The sequence below is a fragment of the Streptomyces sp. NBC_01232 genome (assembly GCF_035989885.1).
GTDB lineage: Bacteria > Actinomycetota > Actinomycetes > Streptomycetales > Streptomycetaceae > Streptomyces.
This window is the reverse complement of sequence record NZ_CP108518.1, coordinates 7,874,053-7,889,477: the sequence shown is the minus strand read 5'-3', so window position 1 is coordinate 7,889,477 and position 15,425 is coordinate 7,874,053. Positions and strand designations below refer to the sequence as shown.

The 15,425-nt window shown below is 72.4% G+C and carries 16 protein-coding genes and 2 pseudogenes; 8 read left to right on the top strand and 10 right to left on the bottom strand.

Annotated elements, in window-relative coordinates; genetic code table 11:
- Window positions 1-5 precede the first annotated feature (5 nt).
- Both OG444_RS36245 and OG444_RS36240 read left to right on the top strand, forming a co-directional pair.
- A complete protein-coding gene (locus OG444_RS36245) occupies window positions 6-926 on the top strand; it encodes a DUF6891 domain-containing protein (protein ID WP_327266103.1) in 921 nt (306 codons plus the stop codon).
- A 95-nt stretch (window positions 927-1,021) separates the two neighbouring features.
- Window positions 1,022-1,537 carry a putative immunity protein gene (locus OG444_RS36240; protein ID WP_327266102.1) on the top strand — a complete coding sequence of 172 codons (516 nt, stop codon included), beginning with the start codon at window positions 1,022-1,024 and terminating at the stop codon, window positions 1,535-1,537.
- Window positions 1,538-1,752: 215 nt separating this feature from the next.
- On the opposite strand, the gene OG444_RS36235 is transcribed toward OG444_RS36240, so the two are convergent.
- The 7 genes from OG444_RS36235 to OG444_RS36205 form a co-directional block, all read right to left on the bottom strand.
- Window positions 1,753-2,454 (bottom strand): aspartate/glutamate racemase family protein, encoded by a 702-nt coding sequence (locus tag OG444_RS36235; protein WP_327267038.1) that lies wholly within the window; start codon window positions 2,452-2,454, stop codon window positions 1,753-1,755.
- A gap of 186 nt (window positions 2,455-2,640) precedes the next feature.
- Window positions 2,641-4,371: an acyl-CoA dehydrogenase family protein gene (locus OG444_RS36230; RefSeq protein WP_327266101.1), complete on the bottom strand. Its 1,731-nt coding sequence runs from the start codon at window positions 4,369-4,371 to the stop codon at window positions 2,641-2,643.
- 104 nt (window positions 4,372-4,475) lie between these two features.
- Window positions 4,476-5,048 (bottom strand): PadR family transcriptional regulator, encoded by a 573-nt coding sequence (locus OG444_RS36225; RefSeq protein WP_327266100.1) that lies wholly within the window; start codon window positions 5,046-5,048, stop codon window positions 4,476-4,478.
- 91 nt (window positions 5,049-5,139) lie between these two features.
- Window positions 5,140-6,801, bottom strand: a complete 1,662-nt coding sequence (locus tag OG444_RS36220) for a hypothetical protein (protein WP_327266099.1) — start codon at window positions 6,799-6,801, stop codon at window positions 5,140-5,142.
- Complete coding sequence (locus tag OG444_RS36215; RefSeq protein ID WP_327266098.1) at window positions 6,798-7,277, bottom strand: hypothetical protein; 480 nt, start codon at window positions 7,275-7,277, stop codon at window positions 6,798-6,800. The genes OG444_RS36220 and OG444_RS36215 overlap by 4 nt, the downstream gene beginning before the upstream one ends.
- Before the next feature lie 153 nt (window positions 7,278-7,430).
- Complete coding sequence (locus OG444_RS36210) at window positions 7,431-7,820, bottom strand: hypothetical protein (RefSeq protein ID WP_327266097.1); 390 nt, start codon at window positions 7,818-7,820, stop codon at window positions 7,431-7,433.
- Between the two features lie 33 nt (window positions 7,821-7,853).
- Window positions 7,854-9,230, bottom strand: coding sequence for a CHAT domain-containing protein (locus tag OG444_RS36205; RefSeq protein ID WP_327266096.1), 1,377 nt, complete (start codon window positions 9,228-9,230; stop codon window positions 7,854-7,856).
- Between the two features lie 194 nt (window positions 9,231-9,424).
- On the opposite strand from OG444_RS36205, the gene OG444_RS36200 reads away from it, so the two are divergent.
- The 3 genes from OG444_RS36200 (at window position 9,425) to OG444_RS36190 (ending at window position 10,923) form a co-directional block, all read left to right on the top strand.
- On the top strand, window positions 9,425-10,030 hold the full coding sequence (locus OG444_RS36200) for a GOLPH3/VPS74 family protein (RefSeq protein ID WP_327266095.1): 606 nt from the start codon (window positions 9,425-9,427) through the stop codon (window positions 10,028-10,030).
- Between the two features lie 176 nt (window positions 10,031-10,206).
- The gene (locus tag OG444_RS36195) at window positions 10,207-10,494 is read left to right on the top strand and encodes a hypothetical protein (RefSeq protein WP_327266094.1); all 288 of its coding nucleotides are present in this window, start codon (window positions 10,207-10,209) and stop codon (window positions 10,492-10,494) included.
- Window positions 10,495-10,602: 108 nt separating this feature from the next.
- Window positions 10,603-10,923, top strand: a complete 321-nt coding sequence (locus tag OG444_RS36190) for a CPCC family cysteine-rich protein (RefSeq protein WP_327266093.1) — start codon at window positions 10,603-10,605, stop codon at window positions 10,921-10,923.
- Between the two features lie 13 nt (window positions 10,924-10,936).
- On the opposite strand, the gene OG444_RS36185 is transcribed toward OG444_RS36190, so the two are convergent.
- Entirely contained in the window at window positions 10,937-11,233 is a 297-nt protein-coding gene (locus tag OG444_RS36185) for a hypothetical protein (protein WP_327266092.1), read from the bottom strand.
- Window positions 11,234-11,365: 132 nt separating this feature from the next.
- Between OG444_RS36185 and OG444_RS36180 the strand changes: the two genes are divergently transcribed.
- A complete protein-coding gene (locus OG444_RS36180) occupies window positions 11,366-11,890 on the top strand; it encodes an NUDIX hydrolase (protein WP_327266091.1) in 525 nt (174 codons plus the stop codon).
- On the opposite strand, the gene OG444_RS36175 is transcribed toward OG444_RS36180, so the two are convergent.
- On the bottom strand, window positions 11,851-13,245 hold the full coding sequence (locus OG444_RS36175) for an NAD(P)/FAD-dependent oxidoreductase (RefSeq protein ID WP_327266090.1): 1,395 nt from the start codon (window positions 13,243-13,245) through the stop codon (window positions 11,851-11,853). The two genes, OG444_RS36180 and OG444_RS36175, sit on opposite strands and share 40 nt — an antisense overlap.
- A gap of 375 nt (window positions 13,246-13,620) precedes the next feature.
- Between OG444_RS36175 and OG444_RS40865 the strand changes: the two are divergent.
- A pseudogene (locus tag OG444_RS40865) lies at window positions 13,621-14,346 on the top strand (hypothetical protein); the annotation flags it as partial.
- A pseudogene (locus OG444_RS40860) lies at window positions 14,347-14,694 on the top strand (hypothetical protein); the annotation flags it as partial. It abuts the pseudogene before it with no gap.
- Window positions 14,695-14,788: 94 nt separating this feature from the next.
- On the opposite strand, the gene OG444_RS36165 reads toward OG444_RS40860, so the two are convergent.
- Window positions 14,789-15,409: a nucleoside/nucleotide kinase family protein gene (locus OG444_RS36165; RefSeq protein ID WP_327266088.1), complete on the bottom strand. Its 621-nt coding sequence runs from the start codon at window positions 15,407-15,409 to the stop codon at window positions 14,789-14,791.
- Window positions 15,410-15,425 lie beyond the last annotated feature (16 nt).

Genomic DNA, 15,425 nt, shown 5'->3' with positions numbered 1-15,425 from the left:
TGACCATGCTCGCGATCACGGTCCTGACCGAACCCGGCCCCCGGCACGTACGACCCTCCGCGGGGGAACTCGCCGCGCTGGTCCACCGGATCGGTCGTGAGGGCGACCGGTTCCTCGTCGTCCAAACGGTTCCCGACCTGCCCGATGTCTTCGTCCAGGTGTGGCACCGCACCGGCGGCGACTACACCCTGGAGCACCGCGCCGGCAGCCCGGAGCGGCACTTCGGGACGTCCGTCGACGGACCCGAGGCCGTCATCGCCGCCATGACCGCCTGGGCGGACGGCCGACGGGACGGCTGGGACGCCGGACGGGTCTGGGAACGCGTGGAGTTCCCGCCCGCGCAGCCCGCGCCCCCGCTCGAACTCGACGAGGAGGAGCGGGTGCTGTTGGAGAACCGGATCCGCGAGGTGCTGGCCGGCGGGTACACGACGCGGGCACGGCTCACCGAACTGGCCGAGGACTACCTCGTCTCCGGGGACCACCGGCCCGTCTCCCGCGCCCAGGCCGAGGCGCTCGCCGACCGCATGTGGCTCGAGCGGGTCGAGGAACAGACGGGATGGGCGGGCGAGACCGACCCGGAGCGGCTGTCCCGGGCGTTCGCCGAGCTCGACGCGGCGGGCATCACGGCCCGCGAGAACTTCACCTGCTGCCGCAGCTGCGGGGAGGCCGAGATCGGCGCGGAGGGCGGCCCGGACGCCCGCGGCTTCGTGTACTTCCACGACCAGTGCACGGACTCCGCGACGGCCGGCCACGGCCTGACCCTCCTGTACGGCGGCTTCGACGGGACGTCCGCGACCACCGCCGCGGTGGGCCGCGAGGTCGTCGCCGCCCTGACCCGTGCGGGCCTGCCCACCCGCTGGGACGGCGATCCGGGCCAGTCCATCACCGTCACCCCGCTGACCTGGCACAGACGCCTCGTCGGCTAGGTGTGCTTTCCGGGCAGGTTGATGTCGGCCGGGCTTGCGGATCGGCCTCCTGGTTCGCAGGCTTCGCTCCATCCCAGCAGGAAGGAATGCCGACCATGATCCTCCCGAAGGTCAGGGACCCCCGCTTCGTGACGATCCGCCGCGGTGGGACCCTCACCGATCCGGATCACCATCTCCTCGCCCTGTGGGCGGCAGCGTGCGCGGAGCACGTCCTCGAACTCTTCGAGTCGGCAAGGCCCGATGACCCACGGCCGCGTCAGGCGATCGAGCACGCCCGTGCCTGGGTGCGTGGCGAGGTCAAGATGATGGAGGCCCGCGCGGCAGGCGGCCATGCGATGGGCGCGGCCCGTGACCTGCGTGGCGCAGCACGGCATGCCGCCTACGCCGCCGGCCAGGCCGCAGTCGTCGCACACGTCGCAGCGCACGAACTCGGCGCGGCCGCCTATGCGATCAAGGCCGCACGCGCTGCCGCACCGAAGGCCGAGAGCGAGACGGCAGGGCGACTCGAGTGCCAGTGGCAGCGCACGCAGCTCCCCACGGCGATTCGCGAGCTGGTACTGGACGACCAGCGGTTGCGCAACGACATCTGCTGGTCGGTGTTCGACTGCTGACCCGACCTTCAACACCGCCCGCACGAAGCAAGGCCACCATCGACCGACCCGGGCCCGCCCCGCGCCGGCCAAGGCGGCCCGGGGCCCGCACTGCATGCTCGCCGGCCGGCCTCTGCGCCTTCCCCGTCCCGTGGAAGAACTGACTCACTGATCGTGCACGACGCCACTGGCAACGCCGACGGCCGTGTACGCCGGCCCGTTCGTGATCAGCACCTTCACCGCACGCCCCGGCCCAGCGCGGCGTCTACGGCCGCCGCCGCGTGGATCCGTGCCGTGGGGAAGACGGGCACCGGGCTGTCCTCGGCGCTCACCAGCAGTTCGATCTCGGTGCAGCCGAGGATGATCCCCTGGGCGCCGGCCGCCACGAGGCCCGCGATGACTTCCCGGTACGCGGTCCTGGATTCCTCCCGCACGACACCGAGGCACAGCTCCTCGTAGATCACCCGGTGCACCAGGGACCGTCCGCCGGCATCCGGCACGGACACCTCCAGTCCACCCGCCGCGAGGCGCCCCCGGTAGAAGTCCTGCTCCATCGTGAACGCCGTGCCCAGCAGACCGACCCGCTGCAGGCCTTGCGCCCGCACCGCGTCCGCGGTGGCGTCGGCCAGGTGCAGCAAAGGAATGGAGACCGCCGCCTGCACCTGGTCGGCAACCTTGTGCATCGTGTTCGTGCACAGGAGTACGAGGTCCGCGCCCGCGGCCTCCAACGACCGGGCGGCCGCCGCCAGCACCCGGCCCGCCTCGTCCCAGCGGCCCTGCGCCTGGAGCTGTTCGATCTCCGCGAAGTCCACGGAATACAGCACGCAGCGCGCCGAGTGCAGTCCGCCGAGCCGCTCGCGGGTGAACTCGTTGAGCAGCCGGTAGTACTCGGCCGTCGACTCCCAGCTCATCCCGCCGAGCAGGCCGATCGTCTTCATCGAGATGCCATCCATAAGCATGAATCCTAGCAATGCGATCCATCCATAAGGATTACTTTGATCAGGTGTGGCGGGCGTGCACCGATGCGGCGCAGGAAGAAGCCGCGACTACGGCCCAGGTCAATGGCCTGGCGGGGACCGGCTTCGGTTTGGGCCGGCGGCGATGCCGGTCCCCGGGGGGCGTTCCTACGGGGCCATCTCGTACGTGCCGGACAGGGCCTCGACCCGGGCCCAGACGCGCGCCGCGCGGGCCTCGTCGACGACCGGGCGGCGGACCGCGCCGAGCGCCCACTCCTGCTGGGGCGCGGTGGCCGAGTCCTTGCCGTACAGCTCGACGGCGTGGCCGGAGAAGTCGCGTACGAGGACGGAGAACAGCTCGTCGAGCACCGACTCGTCCAGGTCCGTCAGGCGGGCCTGCTCCAGGATCAGCTGGCCGTACACGACCAGCGCGAACAGCTGGCCCACGGAGAGGAGGAAGTCGAGGTCGCGGCTCTGCTCCTCGTCCGGGGCGACCGTGGCCACGAACGCGCAGAGGGCGTCGGCCTGCTCGCGGAACCGGGCCACGTTCGGCACCCCGGTGTACGCCTCGTAGGCGGTGCGCCAGTCGTGGAAGCGTACGGAGCCCAGGCCCCGGGCCGGACCCTGCTGGAACAGGAAGGCGTCGTCGGCCGCGTCGAGGCGGGTCGGCACGGCCGGGTACTCGGCCGGGTCCAGCAGGTGGTTGCGCATGAACTTGAGGATCAGGGCGAGGTTGACGTGGACCGTGCCCTCCAGCTTGGGCAGTCCACGGATCTCGATGGCCGCCTGCGCGAAGTAGTTGTCCTTCTCGAAGCCCTTGGCGGCGATGACGTCCCACATCAGGTCGATGACCTTCTCGCCCTCCGTGGTCACCTTCATCTTCGTCATCGGGTTGAAGAGCAGGTACCGGCGGTCGTCCGGGCCCGCGGCGCGGAAGTAGTCGACGGCGCGGTCGCTGAACAGCTTCATGCCGACCAGGCGGACGTACGCGTCGGCCAGCTCCCGGCGCACGTGCGGGAAGGCGGTGACGGGCCGCCCGTACAGGACGCGGTTGTGCGCGTGGGTGACGGCCTCGTACATCGCGTGCTCGCAGATGCCGATCGAGGCGGTGCAGAGGTTGAACTTGCCCACGTTGACGGTGTTCAGGGCGGCGTCGAAGGCGGCCCGGCCGGTGTGCAGGACGTCCTCGGCGCGGACCGGGTAGTCATCGAGGCGGAATTCGCTGACGTACTTGGAGGAGTCGACGACGTTCTTGACGAGCTTGTACGCCGGGTGGCGGCTGTCGGCGGCGAAGAAGACGTAGCCGTCGGGGCCCTCGATGTCGGTGCGGCGGCCGAAGACGGAGACGAGGCCGGCGGCGTTGCCGTTGCCGATGTAGTACTTGGAGCCGCTCGCGCGGAAACCGCCGTCCCCGTCGATGGACGGCTGCAGCAGCATGTCGGTGGAGTAGATGTCGGCGCCGTGGGTCTTCTCGGACAGACCGAAGGCGAACACCTCGCCCCCGGCGAGGAGTTCCGCGGCGCGGGCGCGGGCGTCGGCGTTGTCGCTCTGCCAGACCGGACCGAGGCCGAGGATGGTGACCTGCCACGCGTACCAGTAGTCGAGCCCGTAGAAACCGAAGATCTCGTTCAGGGCCGCGATCCGTGCGGTGTCCCAGCGCTTGTCCGGCTCCCCCTCACCGGCGGCCGAGGCCGGGGTCAGGAAGGTCGCGAAGAGCCCCTCCTTCGCGGAGAAGGCGAGGAAGTCCGCCAGCCAGGCGCGGGAGCGGTAGTCCTCGATCAGCCGGCGCTTGCCGCGGCTCTCGAACCAGTCGACCGTGGCGCGCAGCAGCCTGCGGGTCTCGGGGTCGAAGTGCGCCGGGTCGTAGGTGTGCGGGTTGAAGAGCAGGGCGTCTGCCATGGAGGTTCACCTTCCGAGGGGTTGGGGGTCGGACGCGTGGAGGGACGGCGCGGCGGCCACGGCGAGGTGCGGTGTGGCCGAGCGCGGTGCGGCGGCGGTGCGGTTCAGGTGGTGGCGGGCGGCGGTGTGCCGCCGAGCCGGTGGAGGGTGGCGAGGACGTCGTCGAGCCAGGCGATCGTCATCCGCTCGTACGCGATGCCGCCGCGCAGCACGACGTGCTGGAGCTCCTGGCCGGCGTCGAGCGGTGCGGGTGCGTCGGGCCCGGTGAAGTCGCGCAGTTCACCGGCGAGGTAGCGGGCCAGCCGGTCGCTGTGTGCCCGGTGGTGCCGCTCGACCTCGTGGATCAGTGCGGCCGGGTCGTCGAAGGCCGCGCCGCGGATCTTGACGGCGAGGTCGTGGCGCAGGCTCTCGGGCTCGATCGGCTCGTGCAGCCACCGGGCGAGGGCGCTGCGGCCGGGGCCGGCGACGGAGTACTCGTTCTTGTCCGGCCGGCCCTGCTGCGGCACCTGGCGGACGGTGAGCAGCCCGTCGCCCTCCATGCGCTTGAGGACGCGGTAGATCTGCTGGTGGGTGGCGGTCCAGAAGTAGCCGATGGACCGGTCGAACCGGCGGGCCAGCTCATAGCCGGAGCCCGGCTTCTCCAGCAGGGAGACGAGGATCGCGTGGTCGAGCGCCATGCCCCGATCTTTCTATGCAACTCGTTGCATAGACAAGCGGCACCGGTCAGGTGAGACGCGGCTCACCCGATCGCAGGGGACCGCCGGCCCCTCACGGTGTCGGCAGCAGACGCTTGCGCCCGGTGTGCGCCGACGGGTCCCGCGCCTCCTCCAGGAGTACGCGGACCCTGGTGAGGCTCTCGGCCAGCTCGGGCGACGCTGCCCCGAGCAGTTTCAGATCGGTGCGGCCGTCCAGTTTCTGGGACCAGAGGACCCCGCGCCCCAGTTCCAGCAGCTCCAGAGCCTGTGCCGGATCCCCCTGTGCCAGCTGGTCGGCGGCCGCGCCGGTGGCCAGGCCGAACTGGACCGACTTCAGCCGGCTCTCCTGGCTGAGCCGGTCCAGGCCGCGCCATGCCGCGAGCGGCAGCAACCGCACGGCCAGGGCGCTCGCCTCCGCCGCCTCGGCCGAGCCCGGGTGCTCCTCCGTGGTCTGCGCGCTCCACAGGGACGCCGCGTGCAGGCGGCGGAAGGCGGGGGCCGCCTCCCGCCGGGCGGCGAGCCGCCAGGCATCGGTGGACCTGCGCCGGAGCGTGGCGAAGTCCGGCTGCGGACCCCCATCCCCCGCCCCGCCGCGCACCGGCGGGTTCTCCCGTACATGTGCGGCCCACTGGCGCAGCGCCGCCGCGAGCCGGATCAGCGCCTCGTGCGCGTCGGGCCCGTCCTGTGCGGCAGCCGCCTCCAGGATGTCCACGGCCTCCCCGAGGCCGCCGGCGGAGCCTTCCACCCCTGCCCGCCCGGTCAGGATCTCCGCCCGCGGCAGCCCGTACGGGTCGTGCGGCGCGCGCCGTCGCAGGACCGAGGCCGCCTCGGCGAAGTCCCCGGGGCTGCGCAGCACCAGGCCCCGCACGGTCAGGGCGTGCACCCGGTGCCGGGCGAGCACGGGGCCCTGGGCGTCGCCGCGCGGCAGGAGCCGGTCCGCGTCCTTGAAGAGCCACACGGCCCGGACGATGTCCTCGGGGTCGCCGAGGAGTTCGTAGCGCTGGACCAGCAGGGCGGCGAGCTGGATCAGGGCAGTGCCGCGCCCGTGGCCGTAGCCGGCCTGCCCGCCGGAGACCGCCCAGCCGAAGGTACGGGTGAACGCCTCCGCCTCCTCGCTCACCTTCACGGCCCGGTGGAAGTCGTCGAGTATGCGCAGGTATGCGAAGCGCGTGTGCAGTACGTCCCCGAGGCCGACGAGGATCCCCGCCTTCACCGCCCTGTTCAACGGCGGCCGGGGCCCGGCCGCTTCGCGGTTCCACGCTGCCCGCCACAGGCGCCGGATCTCCCGGTGCCAGGGCGGTCGCGGAGCCGCGTCCGCGGCCCGGCACAGGTCCCAGGCCCGTCGCAGGAGGACGATCGCCTCGTCCACGTCCTGCTGGTCGCCCCGTTGCTCGAAGCGCTGTACGAGCACCTCCGCGAGCAGGCTCCGGTCCCAGGTCTCCGCCTCCCACGTGGTGGGCTCCTCCGTGAGGGCGGCCCGGCCCAGGCCGACGGCCCGGTCCAGGAGGAGGGGCTCCCGGAGCACTGTCGAACAGCCGGAGAGGGCCGTGACCCGCATCCTGCGGATCATGTCGCGCGCCCAGCGGGGAAGGTCGTCCTGCGCCAGGAGCGCGTCCACCTGCCCGATGAGCCCCGGCAGTGCCTTCGCGTCCTCGCGGTCGATCGCCCGGAAGAGACGCGCAAGCAGGGGACGCCAGTTCAGCAGGAACGACACCTGGGACCGGAGGTCGCTCACGGACATGTCTCCACCGTCCTCAGCTGGGTCAGGGCCGCCGTCGCCACTTCGACCGTCGTGCCGCCGGTCTTCAGCAGGAGCCTGCCCTCGGCCACCCGGGTCACGATGCCGCACAGCCGGCCCGTGGCCGGTGTGGTCAGCTCCACCGCGGGCGGTTTGGCGCTCGGCCCGTACCAGGTGGCCCCGAGGGCGCCGACGAGGAACAGCGTGCAGGACAGGGTCAGCGCGATGCCGTGCCGCAGTGCCCGCAGGGCTTCCCCGACCTCCACGTGTTCCACCGTCGCCCTGGTGGCCCGGGGGCCGAGCGGGGACGGTTTCAGCGGGCCGTGGGCCGCCCGGTTCAGCAGGTACGCGCCCCAGGCCCCGCAGAGCAGGGCCGTCAGCAACAGGCATCCCACCGCGACGGCCCAGGGCTTGTCGAGCTGTCCCACATCGGTACGGCCCTTGATCAGGCCGAAGCCGACGAGTCCGGCCATGAGCGCGCCGGCCGCGTTGCGCCAGCCCAGGGCGGCCGAACGCAGCCTGGGCAGCGCTTCCCTGGCCTGTCGGCTTCGTTCCTGCGCGGCCAGCAGATCGTGTGCGCGGGCCGGTGGACCGGCGCCGATCCGCGGGGGGACGCGGGGGGGTGGTCATGACAGTGTCAGGGTCCAGAAGGCCCCGCAGCCCGTGCGGTCCTCGGGACGGCCGTCGTGCGTGCCCGGGCAGACACAGCTGATGGGCAGCACGGTGCTGGATGCGGGAGCGGGCGCGGGTCCCTGCGCGGGTACGGGAGCGGGCGCGGGAGGGGGCTGCGCACCGGGCTGCTGGGCGGCGGGCGTCAGGGCACGGAAGCCCGGTTCGAACAGCTCGATCTCGAGCGCCGCCCCGCAGCGCGGACAGACACAGGTGAGGGCGTAGTCGTCCCCCTTCACATGCGTGAGCTCGTGGTTCTGCACCACTTCCCGGGCGTAGCGGAGGTCCGTCGTCTCCTCGTACGGGACGGGCTGATGGCTCTGCGGTGTGACGTGCGGTGTGGTCATGCCGCTCCCTCGTTGCTTTCGGTGCCGGTCCGGTCAGGGGCCGATGTGGACGAAGTGGACCCAGGTCGTCAGCGTCGAACGGTCGCGGTCACGCATCGCGCGCACCGCGCGGTGCAGGTTGCGTGCCGCGTCGGCGGGGTCGAAGTCCGCCGCGCGCGCGGACCCCGGTCCGCCGGCCGGGGTGGCGCCGTTCGCGTAGAACTCCCGGGTGATGTCGGCGGTGGCTCCGTCGTACACGGACCAGAGGGTGCCGATCACGTGGCGGAAGCCCGCGATGTGCAGGGCACTGGCCAGGGTGATCGCCTCGTCGATCAGGTCCATGCCCCCGACGGCCGTCTGACAGGCCGACAGGAACGCGAACTCCCCGCTGTAGCTGCGCTGCGCGAGGTCGTGCACGGTGAGGCCGTCCTCCCGCAGGGCGATGGTGCCCAGCCCGGGATCGTTCATGTCCTGTCCGGCATGGCTGCTGAAGTGCACCCACGGATGGCGGTGCAGCGCCGCCAGCACCGCCTCGGAGGTGGCGTCGGGGCCCTCCAGCCGGGTCAGGCGCTCGCCGAAGCGCCCGGCCAGTGCTTCGCGGTCCGCGTCGATCGACTGCAGGGGCGGCAGGCCGACCGGTTCCGGCGCGACGAACAGCATCCGGCCGACCTCGTCCCCACTCCCGTCCCCGTTCCCCGTCGCGGCGGCGCCGGGGCGGGCGCGCGCCGTGAGCAGCGCGCGGACGGTCGGCGTGTACGAGGACACGACCCGGTCCAGGACCGTTCGAGGCGGGCCGTCCACGCTCTCGCCGTGATGTCCGGCAGCGTGCAGGGGCAGCAGGTTGAGCAGGCCGGTGGGGCACCACCACAGCCGCGGGAGCGGTGCTCCGGCGGACGGGCTCCCCGTGTGCCCCAGCGCGTCGAGGACGGAACCGCAGATCCCGTCCCAGAGCCACCCGGTGACGGCGTCGAGCTCGCTCTCGGCCGCCGTCCGCGCCGCGGAGAGCGCGACCCGCGCGGCGGAGACCCGGTAGAACACTTCCGGGGACCGGTCGCCGTCGTCGAACCGCCCCTTCGCCGCCTGTAGTTCCCGGCCCGCCTGCTCCAGGGTGCGCAGGGCCGCCACGTACGCGACCGTGCGTTCCTCCACCGCGTCGGCCGTCACTCCGGGCAGCGGCAGGCCCCGTACACCGGACTCCGTGATCAGCAGGGCGTCGCAGCGCAGGCGGCTGATGTTGACCACCACCACGGCCCCGTCGCGGCTCGCGGCCGTGAGCGAGGCCGCGCGCGGGGGATCCAGGAAACCGGCCAGGTCGGGAATGCCGCGGGCGCGGCCCAGTTCGCGCACCTCGCCGACGAGCCGGTCCCATTCCCGGGACAGCGCCACGCGCCGGTCCACCGGATCCGCGCCCCGCCGGTCACCCTCGTCCACGCGCCCCTCCCCCGCCCGAAAGCGAGGGTAGACAATCCGCCCGGCGCATGTACCCGGTTCGGCGGGACCGGGCGCCTCCCGACGGCACGCCGGACGCCGGGTGCGCGGAACACGGCGGCGATGGTGAGCGTTGGTGCAACCATGGGAAGGTGATCAGCGGATCCGACTTCCGATGACTTCGAGGGGAGCCGTTCATGAGCACGGCGAAGGACCTGTTCATCATCGCCATGGACCCGCAGCCGGACCGGTCCGTGGGGCAGGGCGACCTGTCGCTCGCGCTCGCCGGCGCCGAGCTGATCGATCTTCTCGACGCGCGGGCCGCCGCCCTGGACGGCGACCGCATCGTGCCGGGCGAGCAGCCGGAACTGCACGACGAGCTCCTGGCCGAGGCCCAGACGGTGCTCACCCGGCAGCCTCCGTACGAGCGGGTCGAGGACTGGCTGTGGCGCCGGGGCCGCGATCTCTCCACGGCGTACCAGGCCGCCCTCGAGGAGGCCGGTCAGCTGACGCGGGGCCGCCGCGGCCTGCTGCCCTTCGGAACCGACCGTCTGGAGCTCGCCGATACGCCCGCCCGCCGCCAGGCCCTCGGCCGCTGGGAGGCGGACGAGCCCGTCCTCGCCGCCCTCGCCTCGGCCGTCGGCATCGAGGGAGAGGACTCCGAGGACGAACCGCGCCGCGACGACGAAGCGGTGACGACCGTACTGGCCATCGTCAACGACGCGGTGATGGAACTGGAAGCCGTACGCCAGCGGCGGTCCATCGAGAACGCGGCCTTCGCGAACGTCTGGCGAGTCCCGTGAGGTGCATTGCGCCCGGTCGGTTCCGGTGCTGCGCGGCCCGACCGTGCTCACCGGAGCGCCGTCCGGCCCTGGGTACGAGCGGCGGATGTCCTCCTGGGTAGGGGAGAGGGCACAGCGGGGGACGACACACGGAACCCGGCGCGTCAGCGCCCGTGGGGGGCGCCGCCTCCCACGTCATGGGCACCGTCGTGTGCGTGCTCGTCCTGGCCGTGGGCAACCTCGCCTCCGGCTACCTCGTCCTGCTCGCCTACGCGGCGCAGCCGCGTGGCCCCTGGGACAGCGAGGCGGTCGCCCACTCGGGTATCGCGGCCGGACTGGCGCTGGCGCTCACCGTCGTGACGGCGCTCCTCTCAGGGGTGTTCATGAAGGCCGAATGGCTGGGCGGCAGAGGGTGGTTCGCCCTTCCCGCGGTGGCGGCCCTGGCCGCGATCCTCCGTCTGACCCTCCTCGCACCCGCACTCTGACACCCCGTCGGCCCGTCGGCCCGGCGGGATGGCGGGCTGGCGGGCTGGCGGGCTGGCGGGCTGGCGGGCTGGCCCTGGACGATTCGGGGGGAGGGAAACAATGGGGCCATGGCTTCTCAACAACCGCCCCACACTCCCCCGATCGACACCGCGCGTGGCCTTGTCGCATGTCCGTGCTGCTTCCAGCGGACGTTGAAGGAGCGGGCCGACTTCGAGATCTGCCCGGAGTGCGGCTGGGAGGACGACGGGCAGGACGATGCGGACGCGCACTTCGTCCGGGGCGGGCCCAACGGCCGGCTGAGCCTGACGCAGGCCCGGCTGGACTACGTGAAGGAGGTGGCCGAGGAATCCGATGAGTCCATCACCCTGGGTGGTGATGGGCTTTGGCGGTCGGAAGCCCGGCGCCGGATCCCGGACCCGGCCGAGTAGGCGCTGCGCCGGGCTACTCCCGAGCGGCGCCCCGGTCCGGTTTCCAGCGCGGCGCCTCGTCATCAGGGTCGTCCGGGCTCGCGAAGTGGAAGGGGACACCAAGCCGGTCGGCCAGGGCGCCGCCCACGCGTTCGGCGACCACCGCCATCGGGTACCTTCCGCCCCGGTCAGCGCCTTCTCCGAGGTACCGTTCGGCGCTGCTCCAGGTGATCGTGGCCAGTACGCTCTCCTCCGCCGGCTCGGCGGTGACGGCCAGCAACACCACGAACCACCCGCTGGTGTCGCCGTCCCAGATCGCCTCGACCGCCACGGTACGACCGGCCGTCCCACCGGCCCGAAGGGCCAAGGACTCCCGGTCGAGAGGGCACTCCGGACCGGGATCGGGGTCGGCGGGTACCGGCAGGGCGGGAGCGTTGACGGGGCGTGTGCGATCGTGGGCGCCATGGGTGAGCCGGTGGAACGTGTGGACGATCAGGACCGGGTGCTGGCGGTGGTGGAACGCGGTGAGGCCATCCGCCGTGGCTGGCTGCACCGCATCGCGACGACGATCTGCCGTGATCAGCACGGGCGGGTCCTGGTCTACCGGCGGCCCGAGAACCGGTCCCGGTTCCCCGGCCATCACGAGGTGATGTTCGGCGGGGCCGTGGAAGTGGGCGAGACCTACGAGCAGGCGGCCGCGCGGGAGTTGGCCGAGGAGCTCGGCGTTGATGCGCCGGTGCGCTTCCTGTTCAAGTTCCTGTGCCGGGGGGCGATCAGCCCGTACTGGCTCGGCGTGCACGAGGCCGTGATCACCGGCGAGGTGACGCCCGACCCCGAGGAGGTCGCCTGGCACGGCTGGCTGACGGAGACGGAGCTGCAGGAGGCCGTGCGGCAGTGGCTCTTCGTTCCGGACGGGCAGAAGGCGTTCGGCCGGTACCTGACGCCCGGTCATGGAACGGTCGCGCCGCACGGGTCGGGTGCACCGTAGAGTGCCCGGCCCGTGCGGCCTTGTCCCCGTTCCTTCAGCGGCCCGCCCCCGTGCACATCTCGGCTCCCTGATGCAGGAATGGGCGAATCCGCACCCGGCCCGGCACCTGACCGGCGGAGGTGCTTGATGTTGATCACCGACGCCTTGGCCAGCACCAGGGGGTTCAGGAAGCGCAGCGGACCGATCAGGCGTGACGCGAAGAGGTGCATGTGCCGCGCGAGCGACGCATCGCGCGCCGCCGCCGAGAACATCAGGCGCTCCACGGGGTTGAACGGGCGCACCTTGGCGAAGTCGGCGGCCAGGTACTGGTGACCACGGAGCCGGCGCCGGTGCCCCCGGGCGTATGCCGCGAGTGACCTGTCGAGGTCGCCCCGACCGGTGACGGCCCCGGCGACCGCCTCCGCCAGCCATTGCGCGGACTCCAGCGCCCACCCGCATCCCACGCCCCACAGGGGATCGCCGGTCAGGGCGGCGTCGCCGATGAGCGCGACACCCGGTGCGATCGGCCTCCGGCTGTGCAGCGGGTAGTCGACCAAACCGATGATCTTCGAGATGCGCTCTGCGGAGTCGAGGGGAGGCGCCTCGGGCAGGGCGCGGACGAATGCGAGGAAGCTGCCCTCCAGGTCCTCCCGGAAGGCGGGCAGGCGCTTCTTGTCCGGGAGAACTGCCACGACCGTCACCCCGCCGTCGTTCGGGAAGGCGTACGCCATGTCGGGCTCGAGGAACCAGGTGTGACTGATCCCGTCGGGCAGCGGGAGGTCGCGGAACTGGGCGAGGTAGCCGAACCGGCCGTTCTCGAACTGCCGGGCAGGCACCCCGGCGAGCTTCGCCACGGCCGATTCCTTGCCGTCGGCACCGACCACCAGGCGGGCCCGGATCTCGCGCTCCCCCCGGGACGTCGACGCGCGGACGCCCACGGTGCGCCCGGCCTCCCGGACCAGCCCCGTCACCTGGTGACCGAGGAGCAGATCGACGCCGGGGGTCTGTGCCGCACGGGACCTGATCAAGGGGTCCAGAGTGCTGCGCCGGACGTTGTACGCGTACGGCAGCCCAGGGCCTCCCGGCGCCGCCTTCGGTTCGATCCATCCCCAACGGGTGTACCAGCGGACCTCGTTGCGCACGGCTCCCGCCTCCTCCAGGGCGGGGACGAGGCCGAGTTCGTCCAGCACCGGGTAGGCGTTGGCCGAGAGGGAGTGGGTGCACAGCACCTTGTACGTCTCGGGGTCCGAGCGGCGTTCCAGCAGTGCGACGCGTGCGCCGCGGCGTGCCAGCAGGATCGCCGCGGCGCTGCCGGCGAGGCCGGCTCCGCCGATGACGATGTCGTAGTCGTCCCCCGCGCTCTCAGGCTTGGTCATGCGCTGATCTCCCCCTTCTGAATGCCGTGCCGTTCGGTCGTGAGAGTGGTGCAGTGCGCAGTGCAACTGCTGTCAGGAACATGACCATGTGTCAAGGGTTGCAGGGGTTGCGCCCCCATCACCCCCGTTGCTTAAGGGCAGATCAACTGAACCTTAAAGCTGACTGTGTTCGCCCGCCCCGCATCGGCTCATGGCGGGCGGTGTGTGCACGGCGTACCTGCAGCCACAGCGGACGCCGCACGCGTGACCTGCTTCTTTGCCCGTCGCCCCTCGGCCACGAGCCCCGCGGTATGCCCGTGTGCAGCGGCCCAAACCTCCTCGCGGCCGGATTCGTAAAAAGGCAACAGGACCGAACTCGCGTGTGACGGCGGCCGTATGCAGGACGTCGGGGGGGACAGCGTCCATCGGATCGAGGAGTGTCAGGTGTCCAGAAAACGGACTATGAGTCTCAAGAAGAAGCTCGTGCTCTCTGTCGTCACGGGAACCCTCGTGACCGGAGGGGTCGTCGTCACGATCGCGACCGGCAACGCCGCCGCACCCGATGTCGTCTGCCAGGGATCGACGGTGACCTTGTCGGGTGAGGCGGGTCCGCCAGCGGCGAGCAGTGGGCAGTTCCCCGTGGGGACGAAGCTCAAGGTGACCAATCTCGACAACGGCAAGGCGACGACCGTCGCCGTGAGCGGCCCGTCCGGCAGCTGCGCCCTCCTCAACAACGCAGCCTTCGAACAGGTCCGGGAACCCGGCAAGAACCTCATCCGACGCGCACGCATCGAACGCGTCGGGGGCGGCGCCGACGCCCAAGCCCCCGCAGCCGGCGCGCCGGCCGCGCCCGCCGCCCAAGTACCGCCCGCCACCGGCGAAGTCGTATGCCCCGGCTCCACCGTCACCCTCTCCGGCGAAGGAGGCGCACCCGCAGCCAGCAGCGGCCAGTTCCCCGTAGGCACCAAGCTCAAGGTCACCAACCTCGACAACGGCAAGGCGACGACCGTCGCCGTGAACGGCCCCTCCGGCAGCTGCGCCCTCCTCAACAACGCAGCCTTCGAACAGGTCCGGGAACCCGGCAAGAACCTCATCCGACGCGCACGCATCGAACGCGTCGGCGGCGGCGCCGACGCCCAAGCCCCCGCAGCCGGCGCCCCCGCCGCGCCCGCCGCGCCCGCCGCGCCCGCCGCGCCCGCCGCCCAAGTACCGCCCGCCACCGGCGAAGTCGTATGCCCCGGCTCCACCGTCACCCTCTCCGGCGAAGGAGGCGCACCCGCAGCCAGCAGCGGCCAGTTCCCCGTAGGCACCAAGCTCAAGGTCACCAACCTCGACAACGGCAAGGCCACCACGGTCACCGTCAACGGCCCCTCCGGCAGCTGCGCCCTCCTCAACAACGCAGCCTTCGAACAAGTCCGGGAACCCGGCAAGAACCTCATCCGACGCGCACGCATCGAACGCGTCGGCTGAGCAGCCGGAACCGATGCGGGGCCACCATCGGAGCCGCGGCCGGGGCAGGGGCACCGCCCCGGCGGCGGCCCGGCGGCGGCGGCCCGGCGTCCGGTCAGCCGGTGTCGAGGACCAGGTCGGCGCGGTCGCGGCCCGGGGCGACGAGCCGGGCGTTGGCCTCGTCGGACCGGGCCACCCACTCGCGCGCGTACGCGGGGTCCTTGCCGTGGCGCACGTGCCGCTCGATCAGCCGGTCCAGGCGCAGGCCCTCGGCCGGGGCGAGGTACCAGGCCTCGTCCAGCAGCGGGCGTACCGACGCCCACTCCCCCGCGTCGTGCAGCAGGTAGTTCCCCTCGGTGATCACCAGCGGTACGTGCGGGGCGACGGGGATGCTGCCCGCGATCGGCTCCTCGAGCGAGCGGTCGAAGGCGGGCGCGTACACCGTGGGTCCGTCCGCTGCGCGCAGCCGGCGCAGCAGGGCCACGTAGCCGGCGGCGTCGAAGGTGTCCGGGGCGCCCTTGCGGTCGGCCCGGCCCAGCCGGTCCAGTTCGGCCCGGGCGAGGTGGAACCCGTCCATCGGGACCACCACCGCCCGCTCCGGCCCGAGCGCGTCGGCGATCCGGGCAGCCAGTGTCGACTTTCCGGCCCCCGGGGGGCCTGCGATGCCGAGGATGCGCCGCCCGCCCGGGGCGGCCAGCGCCTCGGCCCTCACTACCGGTTCCGTCGTCGCGCGCATCCGCACATCCTGCCCG